The organism is Nocardioides alkalitolerans (genome assembly GCA_038184435.1).
In the GTDB taxonomy this organism is placed as follows: Bacteria; Actinomycetota; Actinomycetes; order Propionibacteriales; family Nocardioidaceae; genus Nocardioides; species Nocardioides alkalitolerans_A.
Window position 1 is genome coordinate 2,183,331 of sequence record CP116227.1, and the last position, 14,527, is coordinate 2,197,857.

The 14,527-nt window shown below is 76.3% G+C and carries 14 protein-coding genes; 7 read left to right on the forward strand and 7 right to left on the reverse strand.

All coding sequences use genetic code 11. From position 1 onward, the window contains the following. Positions 1 to 278: 278 nt before the first annotated feature. From PIR53_10500 to PIR53_10510, 3 genes are read left to right on the forward strand one after another with little or no spacing between them, the layout of a single operon-like run. Positions 279 to 1,223 (forward strand): squalene/phytoene synthase family protein, encoded by a 945-nt coding sequence (locus tag PIR53_10500; protein ID WZH50456.1) that lies wholly within the window; start codon positions 279 to 281, stop codon positions 1,221 to 1,223. Continuing rightward, the gene (crtI, locus tag PIR53_10505; GenBank protein WZH50457.1) at positions 1,220 to 2,869 is read left to right on the forward strand and encodes a phytoene desaturase family protein; all 1,650 of its coding nucleotides are present in this window, start codon (positions 1,220 to 1,222) and stop codon (positions 2,867 to 2,869) included. Before PIR53_10500 ends, crtI (PIR53_10505) begins: the two co-directional genes overlap by 4 nt. Then, entirely contained in the window at positions 2,866 to 3,579 is a 714-nt protein-coding gene (locus PIR53_10510; GenBank protein ID WZH50458.1) for a CDP-alcohol phosphatidyltransferase family protein, read from the forward strand. Before crtI (PIR53_10505) ends, PIR53_10510 begins: the two co-directional genes overlap by 4 nt. A gap of 109 nt (positions 3,580 to 3,688) precedes the next feature. Here PIR53_10510 and crtI (PIR53_10515) read toward each other — a convergent pair whose 3' ends face one another. The 5 genes from crtI (PIR53_10515) to PIR53_10535 are packed head-to-tail and all read right to left on the reverse strand — an operon-like array spanning position 3,689 to position 8,898. After that, positions 3,689 to 5,206: a phytoene desaturase family protein gene (gene crtI, locus PIR53_10515; GenBank protein ID WZH50459.1), complete on the reverse strand. Its 1,518-nt coding sequence runs from the start codon at positions 5,204 to 5,206 to the stop codon at positions 3,689 to 3,691. Beyond that, positions 5,203 to 6,354, reverse strand: a complete 1,152-nt coding sequence (locus tag PIR53_10520) for a glycosyltransferase family 2 protein (protein ID WZH50460.1) — start codon at positions 6,352 to 6,354, stop codon at positions 5,203 to 5,205. The genes crtI (PIR53_10515) and PIR53_10520 overlap by 4 nt, the downstream gene beginning before the upstream one ends. Next, positions 6,351 to 7,304: a carotenoid biosynthesis protein gene (locus PIR53_10525; protein WZH50461.1), complete on the reverse strand. Its 954-nt coding sequence runs from the start codon at positions 7,302 to 7,304 to the stop codon at positions 6,351 to 6,353. The genes PIR53_10520 and PIR53_10525 overlap by 4 nt, the downstream gene beginning before the upstream one ends. Then, positions 7,301 to 7,993, reverse strand: coding sequence for a hypothetical protein (locus tag PIR53_10530; protein WZH50462.1), 693 nt, complete (start codon positions 7,991 to 7,993; stop codon positions 7,301 to 7,303). Before PIR53_10530 ends, PIR53_10525 begins: the two co-directional genes overlap by 4 nt. Continuing rightward, entirely contained in the window at positions 7,990 to 8,898 is a 909-nt protein-coding gene (locus tag PIR53_10535; protein ID WZH50463.1) for a YihY/virulence factor BrkB family protein, read from the reverse strand. The genes PIR53_10530 and PIR53_10535 overlap by 4 nt, the downstream gene beginning before the upstream one ends. A 15-nt stretch (positions 8,899 to 8,913) precedes the next feature. On the opposite strand from PIR53_10535, the gene PIR53_10540 reads away from it, so the two are divergent. Together PIR53_10540 and PIR53_10545 are read left to right on the forward strand one after the other, a co-directional pair. Then, entirely contained in the window at positions 8,914 to 9,255 is a 342-nt protein-coding gene (locus PIR53_10540) for a lycopene cyclase domain-containing protein (GenBank protein WZH50464.1), read from the forward strand. After that, entirely contained in the window at positions 9,252 to 9,611 is a 360-nt protein-coding gene (locus PIR53_10545; protein ID WZH50465.1) for a lycopene cyclase domain-containing protein, read from the forward strand. The genes PIR53_10540 and PIR53_10545 overlap by 4 nt, the downstream gene beginning before the upstream one ends. 32 nt (positions 9,612 to 9,643) lie before the next feature. On the opposite strand, the gene PIR53_10550 is transcribed toward PIR53_10545, so the two are convergent. Next, on the reverse strand, positions 9,644 to 10,762 hold the full coding sequence (locus tag PIR53_10550) for a polyprenyl synthetase family protein (protein WZH50466.1): 1,119 nt from the start codon (positions 10,760 to 10,762) through the stop codon (positions 9,644 to 9,646). 132 nt (positions 10,763 to 10,894) lie between these two features. Here PIR53_10550 and PIR53_10555 point away from each other — a divergent pair, with 132 nt between their 5' ends. Beyond that, a complete protein-coding gene (locus PIR53_10555) occupies positions 10,895 to 12,697 on the forward strand; it encodes a thiamine pyrophosphate-requiring protein (protein ID WZH50467.1) in 1,803 nt (600 codons plus the stop codon). Positions 12,698 to 12,755: 58 nt separating this feature from the next. After that, entirely contained in the window at positions 12,756 to 13,514 is a 759-nt protein-coding gene (locus PIR53_10560) for an IclR family transcriptional regulator (protein WZH50468.1), read from the forward strand. A gap of 9 nt (positions 13,515 to 13,523) precedes the next feature. On the opposite strand, the gene PIR53_10565 is transcribed toward PIR53_10560, so the two are convergent. After that, positions 13,524 to 14,525, reverse strand: coding sequence for a cyclase family protein (locus PIR53_10565; GenBank protein ID WZH50469.1), 1,002 nt, complete (start codon positions 14,523 to 14,525; stop codon positions 13,524 to 13,526). Between the last annotated feature and the right edge of the window lie 2 nt (positions 14,526 to 14,527).

Genomic DNA, 14,527 nt, shown 5'->3' on the forward strand with positions numbered 1-14,527 from the left:
CATCCCACCCCGAGGAGCACCGTGCCCGTCCCGCGCCGCCGCCTCCCGCGCCGCCGCCTCCCGCACCGAGCCGTGTGCGCCGTCGTCGCCCCGGCCGTCGGGGCCGCCCGCTTCGCGTGGCGTCTCGCCCACGGCGCGGTCGCCGCCGGGCGAGCCCCCTCGGGCGCACGCCTGCCGCCCGTTCCACCTCCTCCCGTACGTTCTCCCCAGACGGAGGGCGAGCGCCCGACGGCCACCACCCACGCCCTACCCGCGGCATCGTCAGCGAGGAGCCGACCTTGAACCTCTGGTTGCACGGCCCGTCCCGGCCGCCGGCCTCCGCGCGACCGCGGCCCCACCAGCAGTACGACGACGTCGCCGAGGCCAGCGCCTCCCTCGTCATCCGGGCCTACTCGTCCTCCTTCGGCCTCGCGTCCCGCCTCCTCGGCGGTCAGGTGCGGGCCGACGTGCGCAACGTCTACGCACTCGTGCGCGTGGCCGACGAGATCGTCGACGCGCCCCGTCCCGAGCACGACGACGCCGAGCGCCGCGCCACCCTCGACGCGCTCGAGCAGGCGACGGGCACCGCCCTGCGCACCGGCTCCAGCAGCAACCTCGTGGTGCACGCCTTCGCCCGCACGGCGCGCCGCTGCGGCATCGACGAGACGCTCGTCGCCCCCTTCTTCGCCTCGATGCGCACCGACCTCGACCGCACGGAGCACGACGAGGCCAGCCTCGCGACCTACGTCTACGGATCGGCGGAGGTCGTGGGCCTCATGTGCCTGCGGGCCTTCCTCGCGGACGAGCCGCAGCGCGAGAGCCAGTACGACGCCCTCGGCCCCGGCGCCCAGCGCCTCGGCGCGGCCTTCCAGAAGGTGAACTTCCTCCGCGACCTCGGGGAGGACGGCGACGATCTCGGCCGCCGCTACCTCGTCGGGCTCGACCCGGCCGACCCCGACGAGGCGGCGTGGCTGCGCTGGCTCGACGACGTCGACGCCGACCTCGCGGCGGCGGCGGCCGTCGTCCCCGCCCTGCCCCGCAGCAGCCGCGTCGCGGTGTGCACGGCGCACGACCTGTTCTCCGAGCTGGCGGTCCGCCTGCGCCGTACGTCGCCGGTCGAGGCGCGCGACCGCCGGGTCCGCGTGCCGGGTGCCGTCAAGGCCCGGCTCGCCGCTGGCGCGCTCCTGCGCGACGGGCTCCCCCGCACCGCGACCCCGGTCCGCGGCTCGGGAGCGGCCGCGTGAGCGCCCCGCTGCGGCGCGTGGTCGTCGTGGGCGGCGGCGTCGCCGGCCTCGCGACCGCGGCCCTGCTCGCCGCCGACGGGCACGACGTGGAGCTGTTCGAGAAGAACGACGCCCTCGGCGGGCGCGCCGGCTCGTGGGAGCAGGACGGGTTCCGCTTCGACACCGGTCCGTCGTGGTGGCTGATGCCCGAGGTGTTCGACCACTTCTTCCGCCTCCTCGGCACGACGACCGAGGAGCAGGTCGAGCTCGTGCGCCTCGACCCGGGCTACCGCGTGTTCTTCGAGGGCGTGCCCGGCAGCATCGACGTCGCCGCGGACGAGCAGGGCAACCGCGACCTCTTCGAGAGCATCGAGCCGGGTGCCGGCGAGCGGTTGGGCGACTACCTCCGCTCCGCCCGCGAGGCCTACGACCTGGCGGTCGACCGCTTCCTCTACACGAGCTTCGAGACGCCCGCCGCCTTCCTCGGCCGGCGGGTGCTGGCCCACGGCCCGCGGCTGACGGGACTGCTGGCCCGCAGCCTGGAGTCGTACGTCGCGGCGCGGTTCTCCGACCGCCGCCTGCGGCAGGTGCTGGGCTACCCCGCCGTCTTCCTGGGCTCGTCGCCCGACCGCACCCCGGCGATGTACCACCTCATGAGCTGGCTCGACCTCGCCGACGGCGTGCGGTACCCCTCCGGCGGGTTCACCCGGCTCGTCGAGGCGCTCGCCGACCTCGCGCGCCAGCGCGGCGCACGCCTGCACACCGGGAGCGCGGTGACCGAGGTGCTGACGTGCCGCCGTACGCCGGGGCGCGGCGACCGGCGACGGGTGCGGGTGACCGGCGTCCGGGTCGTCGACGCCGACGGCACGACCCGCGAGGTGCCCGCCGACGTCGTCGTCGGCGCCGCCGACCTCCACCACGTCGAGACGCGGCTGCTGCCGGAGGACCTCCAGACCTACCCGCAGCGCTGGTGGGACAAGGCCGTCTCCGGACCCGGCGCGGTGCTCGTGCAGCTGGGCGTCACCGGCCGCCTGCCGGAGCTCGAGCACCACTCGCTGTTCTTCACCGAGGACTGGCACGCGAACTTCGACGCCATCTTCGGCACGCCCACGCGGGTGCCCGACCCGGCGTCGATCTACGTGTGCAAGCCCTCGGCCACCGACGACACCGTGGCGCCTCCCGACCACGAGAACCTCTTCGTGCTCGTGCCCGTGCCGCCCGACCCCGACATCGGACGCGGCGGGGTCGACGGAGCCGGTGACCCGCTGGTCGAGGCGATTGCCGACCGCGCGATCGACCTCGTCGCGCGCTGGGCGGACGTGCCGGACCTGGCCGACCGCGTCGTCGTGCGCCGCACCGTCGGTCCCGCCGACTTCGTGGCCGACGTCAACGCGTGGTGCGGCGGCGCGCTCGGCCCGGCGCACGTGCTCAAGCAGAGCGCGTTCTTCCGGGCCGGGAACGTGTCGCGGAAGGTGCGGGACCTCTACTACGCCGGCGCCAGCACGGTGCCCGGCATCGGCCTGCCGATGTGCCTCATCAGCGCCGAGCTCGTGCGCAAGCGCCTCGCCGGGGACACGTCGGTCGGTCCCTCGACCGAGCCTCCCGCGGGTCCCCCCGCCGGCGCGGTGCCCGACGGGACGGTGGACGCGGCCGCAGGCGTGGCGTGACCGGCGGCGCCCGGTCCCCGCAGGACGAGGAGTCGTTCGACCACTGGTCGCGGCTCCACGGCGGGCTCGACCCGCGGGAGTCGTCCTGGGTGCGGGGCTGGGTGCGGCTCACCCACGCCGGGGCACGACCGCTCGCGCGGTGGGGCGTGCACCCCGACGCGGTGACGCTGGCGGCAGTCGTGCTCACCGCGGCGGTCCCGCTGCTCGCCGCGCTCGGCGCCGCGTGGCCGCTCGTCGCGGTCGTGCCCATGGTCGCCGCGGCGGTCCTCGACGGTGTCGACGGCGCCCTGGCCGCGCGCACCGGCACCGACTCGGCGTGGGGCCGCGTGCTCGACGGCCTCGCGGACCGCTGCGCCGACCTCCTCCTGCTGCTGACGCTCGTCGTGCTGGGCGCGCCCGCGTGGCTCGTCGTGGCCGTCGCCGTCGCCACGCTGCTCCTCGAGCAGGCCCGCGCGCTGGGTCAGGCCGCCGGGATGCCCGGCCCCGGGGCCGTGACGGTCTGGGAGCGCCCCTCCCGCGTCATCGTCGTCGCGTTCACCGCGGCCGCGTGCGCCGCCGAGTGGGCGGCGCGGTCGGCGGGCGTCGGCGTGCTGCCGGCGGCTGACGGCGACGTGCTGGCGACGATCGGCGCCGGGATCGGCCTCGCCCTCGCGCTCGTGGGCCTCGCGCACGTCACCCGCGCCGTACGGCGTGCCCTCCCCCGGGCGTAGCCCCCTGGGGATGGTGAGCGGGTTCTGGGGGCTGGTCGGTTCCCCGGTCAGCCGGGGAACACGCCACTTTGACCATCAAATTTGATGGTCAAAGTGGTTGGTTCCCCGGTCAGCCGGGGAACCGACCGCCCCCGTCATCCACAAGCCCGGCGACGATGCGCGCCGAGAGCAGCACGAGCGGGAGGCCGCCGCCGGGGTGGGACGAGCCGCCGACGAGGAACAGCCCCGGGACGGGCGACGCGTTCGCCGGTCGCAGGAACGCCGCCCGCGGGCCGTTCGACGACGAGCCGTAGATCGACCCGCCCGGGGTCCAGGTGCGTCGTTCGAGGTCGGCCGGGCTGACGAGGGTGCGGTGCCGCACGCGGTCGCGCACGTCGGTGCCCCGCTCCGCGAGGAGGTCGAGCACGGTGTCGGCGGTGCGCTCGGCCAGCCCGGGGGCGTCCCAGTCCGTGCCGCGGACCGGGTCGTGCGGCGGTGCGTTGACGAGCACGAACCACGCCCCCGTCCCGGGGCCGGGCACGACGGCGGGATCGTCGGGCGCCGCGACGTACACCGTGGGTCGCGCGACCGGCCGCGGCCGCCCGCGCCGGCCGAAGACGGCGTCGAACTCCGCGTCGTAGTCCTCCGCGAAGTAGACCGCGTGGTGCGGCTGGTCGGGCGGCGGGCCGTCGACGGCGAGCAGCAGCGCGAGGCCCGACAGCGACGGGGTCGTGCGCCCCACCCGGGCCGCCGCCCGGCGCGCCGTGGGGGTGCGCACGAGGTGGCCGTAGACCTGGCGCGCGTCGGCGTTCGCGACGACGACGTCCGCGGCGAGACGGCTGCCGTCCGCCAGCGCCACCCCGTCGACCCGGCCGTCGGCACGGGTGGTGACCTCGGCGACCGCGGCGCCCGTGACGACCTCGCCGCCGAGCAGCTCGAGCCGCTCCCGCAGCGCGGTGGCGATGCGGCCGAGACCACCGGGGACGTACCAGGAGCCCCACCGCTGCTCCGCCCACGGCACCGCGGCGAGGGCGGCGGGGGCGCGCCGGGGGTCCGACCCCGTGTACGTCGCGTAGCGGTCCAGCAGCATCACCAGGCGCGGGTCGTGCAGGTGCCGCCGGCCCAGCCCGCGCAGGGTGCGCCAGGGAGCCACGGTGCGCACGTCGTCGAGCCGTCGCGAGAGCCGGACCATGTCGCGCAGGCCGATGGGCGACTCGAGGAACGGCTCGTGCGTGACGTCCCAGATCCGCTGCGCGCGGTCGAGGAAGGCGCTCCACTGCGCACCCCGCCCGGGGCCCAGCGCCGCGTCGAGGGCGTCGGGGATCGCGGCCACGTCGCCGGGCAGGTCGAGCACGGTGCCGTCGGGGAAGCGGTAGCGGCAGGCGACCTCCAGCCGTTCGAGCGGCAGCACCTCGGCCAGCGGCGCACCCGTCGCCGCGAAGAGCTCCTCGAGCACGTGCGGCATCGTCAGCAGCGACGGGCCGGTGTCGAAGAGGAACCCGTCCTGCTCGTGCACGCCGAGCTTGCCGCCGATCCCCGGCGCCTGCTCGAGCACGGTCACGCGGTGGCCCCGTGCGGCCAGCCGCACCGCGGCGGCGAGACCGCCGACGCCGGCCCCGACGACGAGCACGGCGCGGGCCCCGCTCACCGCTCCACCTCCACGGGACGCCCGCGCCACCGCAGCTCGCCGCGGCGACGCGCCACGAGCGAGTCGAGGGTGAGACCGGTCAGCACGAGCACCGAGGCCGGGTGGGCCAGCGCGTCGGGCAACGCCCGGCCCCGGGTCCGACGGGCGACGAGGACGCGGGAGGCGACGCCCGCGGCGTACCCGAGCAGTCCGGTACGCGAGCCCCGCAGCGCGGCGAGCGGGGGCACGACGTAGGCGAGCAGCAGCATGGCCAGCACCCCGAGCGCTCCCACCGGCGACCCGAACGCCGACCACAGCGACTTGCGGTAGCCGGCGCGGAGGGCGGGCCAGCCGGCGTACATGCGGCACGTCGCCAGGTCGCTCCCGTCGACGACGCCGCCGTGACGACCGACGGCCTTCAGCGCGCGCAGCAGCGCGATGTCCTCGAGCACCGCCGTGCGCACGGCGGCGTGGCCGCCGGCGTCGTGGTAGGCCATCGCGTCCACGACGAGCAGCTGCCCGTTGGCCGCGCTGAGGGACGGCCGGGACGAGCGCTCCGCCAGGCCGAGGGGCAGGGTGCTCATCCACGACCACTGCAGGAGCGGCTGCACGAGGCGCTCGGCGACGCCGTGGGCCCGCTGGCGCGGGTAGGGGCTGACGAGGTCGAGGCCGCTGGAGCGCAGCAGGTCGACCGAGGCGACCAGCGCGTGGGCGGCGAGGCGCACGTCGGCGTCGACGAAGACGAGCACCCCCTCCGTGTCGACCGCCTGGGCGCCCTGGTGGCAGGCCCAGGGCTTGCCCAGCCAGCCGCGCGGGGTCGGGGCGCCGGCGCGCACGACCACCCGGGGGTCCTGCTCGGCGAGCTCGGCGGCCACGGCGAGGGTGCGGTCGGTGGAGCGGTCGTCGACGACGACGAGGCGCCCCCGGCCCGGCCACGCGTCGAGCGCCGCGAGCACGCTGGTGGCGCAGGCCCGGAGGTCGCCCTCCTCGTCGCGCACCGGCAGCACCACCGTGACCGGCTCGGTCGGACGGCTGCCGGTCGGTGCGCCCGCCGGGAGCGCGGGCGTGCGCAGCCGCCGCAGGTTGTCGACGGTCAGCGCCAGGCAGCCGAGCGCGACCGCGGACCCCGCGGCCACCGCGGCGCGACCGGCGCGGGCGGGCCGGCTCACCGCTGCCCCACCCCGCCGTCCCGGCCGGTGCGCTCGCCGGCGCGGCGGCCGGCGGGCTGCTCCCGCAGCAGCCGTACGACGAGGGGCACAGCCACGAGGCCCATCACGAGCCCGCCGACGAGCGCCACGGGCGGGCGCCCGAAGAAGACGGCGTGGGCGAGCACCGAGGAGGAGTAGGTCCACAGGTAGACCGCGAGCGGCACAGCGTCGACCGGGAGGCCCCGGCCGCGCGGCCCGGTCCGAGAGTCGGGCGCCGCGCGCGGCACCAGCCGGTCGAGCACGCCGATCATGAGGAACGAGACGAGCAGCCAGCCGGCGTAGTTGGTGAGCGGCACGTCGTCGATGCCGGGCAGCCCGGGTGACGGGTGGGCCCACGTCCAGTGGCCCTGGTCGACCATCTGGGGATCGAGGAAGACGTCCCACGCGGTGAGCGCGGCGGTCCCGACGAGCGCCACCGTCCAGCGGCCCCGCGCCCCGCCCTGCGCCCCACCCCGGGCCCCGCCGAGCCGCCGCGCGACGGCGAGGGCCGGCCAGGCCATCATCGTCCAGGCGAGCGGCACGAGGGCCGGCACGCCGAGCACCTCGAGACCCAGCGTGCCCGTGTAGGTGTACTCGCCGAACGGGAAGCCGGTGCGCACGCCGACCGCCTCGGCGACGAGGCCGCCGAGGCCCGCCACCCCGGCGAGGGTCGCGGCCGCGGCCGGACCCCGGGTCGCCCAGGCGTCGGTGAGGGCGGCCGCGGCGAGGAGCACGACGCTCGCGGTCGTGAGGCCCAGCGTGCCGCCGTCGGTGAACGGGAACGCCATCTGCGCGAGCACGCCGCCCGCGGCGAGCACCAGCGCGGGCCAGCGGTGCGGCGCGACCGCGCGGCCTCCCCGGTGGGTGCTGCGGTGGGCGCTGCGGTGCGCACGGCGCGGCACCACCGCGAGCGGCTCGGACGTGCTGGTCACACGGTTCTCCCCTCGTAGGTTCCCTCGACGTCGAGCACGGCGAGCCGGGCGAACAGCTCCTCGGCGTACCACCGCTCCGGCTCCGTCCGCCGCACCGCCGAGCGGTGGGCGGCCGAGCCGTGGGCGAACGCGCGGAGCGCCTCGTCCGAGTCCCACAGCGAGAACGTGCCCTGCAGCCCGATCGGCGCCTCGCCGATCCCCAGCGCCAACCGCAGGCCGGACGTGGCCGCGAGGTCGTCGACGACCGGCGGCACCGCCCGCCAGAACGACAGGGCCCGCGTGGGTCGCAGCCGGGCACGCGTGATCGATGCGATGGCCCCGGTACCCACCGGGGTCTCCCCCACCGGCTCGAACGGCTCCCGCCGCGACCAGCGCCCCCGCGAGCGCACCGGGCTCATCGCGACGCGCAGCTCCTCGTGGCTGGCGCGCGACCAGGCGCGCAGCACCGGGGACGCGGCCGCCGCCGCGGCCGCCGCCCGGTCGTCCCACACGGTCAGCAGCGCCCAGTGGTGGGGGTCGGCGTCGCGCGGCGTGAAGGTGCGGGCCGACCCGGTGCCGAGAAGCTTGGCGAACCGCAACCCGGGCGTACGGCGGAGCCGCGGTCCGCCGGTCGCCATCCGTCCCAGCGCGGGCAGCACCCGGTCGGTGCCCCAGACCCGGAGCTCGACGTGGGGCACACCGGGGCTCACCCGGGCACCCCGTCCGCCGTCGACGGGCCGGCCTCGAGGGCGTCGCCGCGGCGCACCCGCTGCTCCAGGGCCCGGGTCACCGTCCACCCGAGCAGCACGAACACGTGGAGCACGTAGAGCCACAGCCCCACCGCCACGACGCCGCCCACCACGCCGAGGCCGCCGAACGGCAGCCCCACGTCGACGGGGATCGCGAGGAAGAGCTGGAAGCCGTGGAGGAAGCCCGCCAGGAACGACCCGGTGCCCAACGCGCCGACGGCCGCCACCCACCACCGCAGCGGCTCCGGCATGACGGCCACGAACACCCAGGCGAGCAGCACGGACAGCACCAGCCAGGCGGCGACGAACCCGAGCACGATGCGCAGCAGCCGGTCGCCCACGCCGGTCCCGCCGCCCTCGGGCGCGAGCGGCACGAGCAGGTCCCCGGTGGCGAGGAACGCGCCGGTCAGCACGGGCAGCGGCACGAGCGCGACGAGCACGAGCAGGCGCGCCCGCCACCCGGTGAACCGGTCGGGCCGCGGCGCGAGGACGAGTCCGGCGCGACGCAGGCCCTCGCCGTAGAAGGACGCCGGGAACAGCAGCACGAGGGCGGCCACCACGCCGAGGTGGACGGCCGTGTCGACGAGGAGGTCGTAGGGCAGGCGCGCGCCCATGTCCGGCGGCACCAGCACCCGCAGGCCGAGCAACCGCACCTCGGCGGCGTCCGCGCCGGCGCCCCAGGTGGTCGACCACAGCGCGAGCAGCAGCCACGGCACGACAGCGATGCCCGCGAAGTAGGTGAGCGTCGCCGCCGCGGCCGACAGGTCGCGCCCTTCGAGCAGCCGGCCGGTCCCCCGGAGCAGGCCCCGGGCCTCCGCGACGACGCGGCCCCTGGTCACCACGTCGGCACCGGCTTGGGCGCGCATGCGGAGAATGGCGGCATGGGCACCCTGACGTACGTCGCCATGCTCGTGTTCGTCCTCGTCGCCACCCTCCCGCTCGAGCTCGTGCTCCGCACCCGCGTGTACGCCCGGATCAAGCGCCTCGCGCTGACGATCGTCTGCGTCGGCGTGCCCTTCGTGATCTGGGACATCGCCGCGACGCACGCCGGGCACTGGTGGTTCGACCTCGACCTGACGCTCGGCATCGAGCTCCCCGGCGGCCTGCCGCTCGAGGAGTGGATGTTCTTCCTCGTCGTGCCGATCGCCTCGGTGCTGACCCTCGAGGCCGTGCGGAGCGTGCGCGGCTGGACCGTCGGCGACGAGCAGGAGGAGCGCGCGTGACGCACACCGAGGCCTCCCTGCTGGGCATCGCCGTCACGGTGGTGCTCGACCTCTGGGTGCTGCGCACCCGGCTGCTGACGCGCAAGGCCTACTGGGCGTCCTACGGCATCGTGCTGTTCTTCCAGCTCATCACGAACGAGTGGCTGACGTGGCAGGGCGTGTTCCAGTACGGCGAGGACGCCATCCTCGGCTGGCGCATCGGCCACCAGCCGGTCGAGGACGTGTTCTTCGGCTTCAGCCTCGTCACGCAGTCGATGATGTGGTGGGTGTGGTGGGGTCGCCGGGGCGTGCAGCGCGAGCTCGGCCCCGGTCCCGTGCCGGCGGTGGCGCGCAGGCTCGGACGCCGCGACGCCTGAGTCGTCCGCCCGGACCCGACCCGGTCGCCCGGTCACCGCGAGCGCCACGCGGCGCCGTCCGCGAGGTCGTCGAGCGCGGTGCGGGTGCCCCGGTCGAGGCGGAGGGCGGCCAGCGCGCGGCGGGCATCGTCGACGAGCGCGGAGATGCGGTCCTCGACCCGCGCGACGGCCCCGGTCGCGATGAGCACGTCCCGCACCTCCGCGATCCCCGCTGCGTCGAGCGTGGGGTCGCCGAGGTGCCGGTCCAGGACGTCGCGCTGCGCAGCGGTGCCGCGCTCCAGGGCGAGGGCGACGAGCAGCGTGCGCTTGCCCTCGCGCAGGTCGCCGGCCTCCGCCTTGCCGGTCGCCCGCGGGTCGCCGAACACGTCGAGGACGTCGTCGCGCAGCTGAAACGCCTCGCCGACGGCGAGGCCGAACGCGGCGTACCCGTCCAGCAGGTCCGGAGCGGCGCCCGCGAGCGTGCCGCCGAGGCGGAGCGGGTGCTCGACGGTGTACTTCGCGCTCTTGAACTGCAGCATCCGGACGACGTCGGCGACGTCCACCCCGGTCCCTGCGCCGAGGTCGTCCTGGAGGCGCAGGTCGAGGTACTGCCCCGCGAGCACCTGGTCGCGCATCTGCTCCCAGACCGTCCGCACGGCGGGCGCCGTCGGCAGTCCCTCGACCGACCGCGCCAGCACGTCGTCGGCCCAGGTCAGGAGCAGGTCGCCGGCGAGCACGCCGACCGCCGTGCCGTGGTCGGCGGAGCGGGACCCGAAGACCCGGTGGACGGTGGGCACGCCGCGGCGCTCGTCGGCGTGGTCCATCACGTCGTCGTGGACGAGGGCGGCGAGGTGGAACAGCTCGACGGCGGTCGCGACGCCGAGCGCACCGGGCACGGCCCCGCCGCCCGACGCGCCCGCGGCGCCCAGGAGCACGAACCCGGCCCGCAGCCGCTTGCCGCCCACCGCGAGCCGCTCGACGGCGTCGACGACCGCGCCGAGGCCGGGATCGACGTCCTCCAGCACGATCCGCCGGCGGGCGACCTCCTCGTGCAGGCGGACACCGACGACCGCGGGGTCCAGCGGCGCTCCGGTCGGTAGCGGTCGGGCCGACGCCCCGGGCAGCCTGACGACCTCGCCCCAGCCCGCCGCCTCGCTCCGCACCGCACCCATGCCCGAGACGGTACCCAGACGGGCGTCACGGGCGACCCGGACGGACCGGACGAGTCCGCATGACCGGCGCCGCCGGGGCTACCGGTCGGGTGCCCGTTCCCCGAGCCCCGTCCCCCACCCCCAGGAGCCACCGTGCCCGCCCAGGACCCGCCCCGCCCCCGCCTCGTCGCGGACCTCGTCGTCGAGCGGCTCCGCGCCTGGGGGGTACGCCGCGTCTTCGGCTACTCCGGCGACGGCATCAACCCCGTGATGGGCGCCCTGCGCCGCGCGGACGGCGACCCCGCGTTCGTGCAGGCCCGGCACGAGGAGAACGCCGCGCTGATGGCGAGCGGCCACGCCAAGTACACCGACGGCGTCGGTGTCGTGATGAGCACGCAGGGACCCGGCGCGGTCCACCTGCTCAACGGCCTGTACGACGCGAAGCTCGACCACGTCCCGGTGGTCGCGATCGTCGGGCAGCAGGCGACGTCGGTGCTGGGATCCGAGTACCAGCAGGAGATCGACCTCACGACGCTGTTCAAGGACGTCGCCGCCCAGTTCGTGCAGATGGTGGCGACACCCGAGGCAGCCGCCATGGTGCTGGACCGGGCGTTCCGCACGGCGCTGGCGACCCGTGGCCCCTGCGTGGTGGTGCTGCCGCACGACGTCCAGGCCGCCGAGGCGCCGGAGGAGCCGGCGCACGAGCACGGCGTCGTGCCGACCACGCCCGCCTGGCGCCCGCCCGTGGTGGTCCCCCACGACGACGACCTCCGCGAGGCCGCCGCCGTGCTGGATGCCGGCGACCGCGTGGCGCTCCTCGTGGGCCAGGGCGCGCGCCACGCCGAGGCGGAGGTGCGCGCCGTCGCCGAGCGCCTGGGCGCGGGAGTGACGACGAGCCTGCTCGGGAAGCCCTGGTGGGACGAGACCGCGAGCACGAGCTGCGGCGTCATGGGTCACCTCGGCACGACCGCGTCGGGCTGGCTCCTCGACTCGTGCGACACCCTGCTCATCGTCGGCAGCAACGACCCGTGGACGGAGTTCTACCCCGCGCCCGGTCAGGCCCGGGCCGTGCAGGTCGACCTCGACGGCCGTCACCTCGGCAACCGCTACCCGATCGAGGTCGGACTGGTGGGCGATGCCGCGACCACCCTCGAGCGGCTGCTGCCGCTGCTCGCCGAGCGCACCGACCGCGCCTGGGAGCAGGAGGTCGAGCGGGAGGTCCAGCGCTGGCACGACGTCGCCGACCGCCGGGCCGCCCTCACGCCGGCACGGCTCAACCCCGAGCGCGTCGTGCGGCTCCTCTCGGCCCACGTCCCGGCCGACGCCCACGTGGCGGTGGACGTCGGCTCGGTCACCTACTGGTACGCCCGCCACCTCCTCCTGCCCCGTGGCGTCCAGGCACACCTCTCCTCCACGCTCGCCAGCATGGGCTCGGCGCTGCCCTACGGCCTCGCGGCCAAGCTGGCGACGCCCGACCGCCCGGTGGTCGCGCTGCTCGGTGACGGGGCGATGCAGATGAACGGGCTCGCTGAGCTGGTCACCGTCGCCTCGCGGTGGCAGGACTGGACCGACCCCCGCTTCGTCGTCCTCGTCCTCGCCAACGAGGACCTCGCCGAGGTCACCTGGGAGCAGCGGGAGACGGAGGGCGACCCTCGCTACGACGTGAGCCAGTCGCTGCCGGCGGTGCCCTACGCCGGCTGGGCGGAGCTCCTCGGGCTCCGCGGGATCAGGATCGACGCGCCGGAGCAGGTGGACGACGCGTGGCGGACCGCCCTGTCGGCCGACCGGCCCGTCGTGATCGAGGCGGTCGTGGACCGCGACGTACCGCTGCTTCCGCCGTTCCCGGGCGGCGCCGAGAAGCTGGGGAGCTTCCGCGATGCCCTGGGCCAGGAGGGGGCGACCGGGAAGCAGGCGCGAGCACTGCTGGACGAGCACGCCGCGCACGAGGAGCGTTGACGCCGCGCGCCGCGCGCCGTACGCCCTCGCTCTCTCACTGCGTGAGAAGATGCGCGGCGTGGTGACCAACGGAGAGAGCGCGACGAGCATGCGTTCGCTGAGCCGGGCCATCGACGTGCTGGAGGTGCTGGAGTCGGCGCCGTCGGGACTCCGTCTGAGCGAGATCGCCCGGCGCGCGGACCTGCACGTGTCCACCGCGCAGCGGATCCTCGTCGCGCTCGAGCAGCGGGGGCGGGTGGAGCGCGACGACAACCGCTACCGGGCCGGTGCGGGACTGCTCTTCGGCGCCCACGCCTACCTCACCGGCAGCCCCCTCGTGATCAACGCGCGGCCGGTGCTGCAGGAGCTCGCCGCGAGCACGGAGCTGACCGCGTCGGTCTTCGTGCGCACCGGGTTCCACCGCGCCGTCATCGCCCGGGTCGTCGGGTCCGACCCGCTGCGCTACGAGCTCCCGGTCGGCGAGCGGCTGCCGCTGCACGTCGGGGCCGGCAAGACGCTCGCCGCGCAGCTCCCCGACGAGGACCGGGAGCGGCTGGTGGCCGAGGTGACGCCGTACGTCGCCGCGTCGGGCCGCGAGTGGACCGCCGCCGCCCTGCGGGAGGAGCTCGACCGGGTCCGGGCGCAGGGGTACGCCGTCGCGTCCGGCGAGCGGGTGCTCGGCACCCGCTCGGTGTCGGCGCCCGTGCGCGACCCCGACGGGGAGGCCGTGGCGGCCATGCAGGTCACCGGCACCCTGGAGGCCTTCCCCGAGGGCCGCGTGCCCTCCCTCGCGGCGGTCATCCGCAACGCGGCCGACCGGCTCGGCCGACAGCTCTAGCCCGAACCGTCAGCGCAGCGCGGTCGCGTTCGCCGGGGAGCCGACGCCGCCGGTCAGGTGGAGGGGCTTGACAACCACGAGGCTGCTCCAGCGGCCGTCGGCCCTCGACGCCTGCGCGAGGTCGTGGAGGTTCCACAGCTCCCCGAGCGGCATGCCGAGACGGGCGATGAGCTCCTGGTGCACCATCCCCTCGTCGTCGACGGCCGTGGCGGCGAACTCCCCGTCGGCGACGACGGGCAGCCGCTCCACCGCGAACGTGTCGGTGGCGAAGGTGGCGACCCGGTGGTCCCACAGCCAGGCCGGCAGGGCGCGCCGCTGGGCGAAGCCGGTGGCGAGGCGGGCCTCCCGGACGCTGGTGCGACCGGGGACGTCGAGCCCGAGGTACCACGCCGCCCAGCCGGTGTGCACCAGCACGACGTCGCCCGGACGCACCTCGGCGCCCTGGTGGGCGAGCGCGGCGTCGAGGTCCTCGACCTCGAGCACCTCGCCCCGCGCGTGGTCGAGGGGGCGACCGGCGACAGCGCGGGCGCCCTCCACGTCGACGAGGACCGCCCGGCCCACGATCGGCCGCTCGGCCCACCGCTGCACGCCGAGGGTCGGCGAGCCGGTCACGATCGCGTCGTCCGGGTGCCCGTCCCAGAAGCCCTCCCCCTGGCTGCGGCGGTGACGCAGCCCGTCGATCTGGGTGCTGGACTGCAGGAAGAAGCCGTCGAGCTGGTCGTCGCGCGCCTCGGGGTGCTTGGCGGTGATCGTGTGGACGGGCAGGCCCCGGGCCCGCGACATCGGCGGGTCGAACGCGTCGAGCGCGTAGTCGAGGCTGATCGCCTGCCCGTCCACCACCGCGCCGAGGCCCGCCAGCACGGCGTCCCGCCCGGCGAGGTCGGCCATGCCGCGCTCGCTCTCCGCGGGGAAGAGGCCCCACGTGGAGCCTGCCGGCGCGTCGGTGCGCGCCAGCAGGTCCGCGTAGGTGGGGTACGCCGCGTGCGCGGCGCCCGTCGGTGCGTCGACCACGG

What these genes read in the sequence shown, in the direction of transcription:
- PIR53_10550 (WZH50466.1), bottom strand. Translation starts at nt 10,762, where the DNA reads ATGGGTGCGGTGCGGAGCGAGGCGGCGGGCTGGGGCGAGGTCGTCAGG.
- PIR53_10540 (WZH50464.1), top strand. Translation starts at nt 8,914, where the DNA reads ATGGGCACCCTGACGTACGTCGCCATGCTCGTGTTCGTCCTCGTCGCC.
- PIR53_10535 (WZH50463.1), bottom strand. Translation starts at nt 8,898, where the DNA reads ATGCGCGCCCAAGCCGGTGCCGACGTGGTGACCAGGGGCCGCGTCGTC.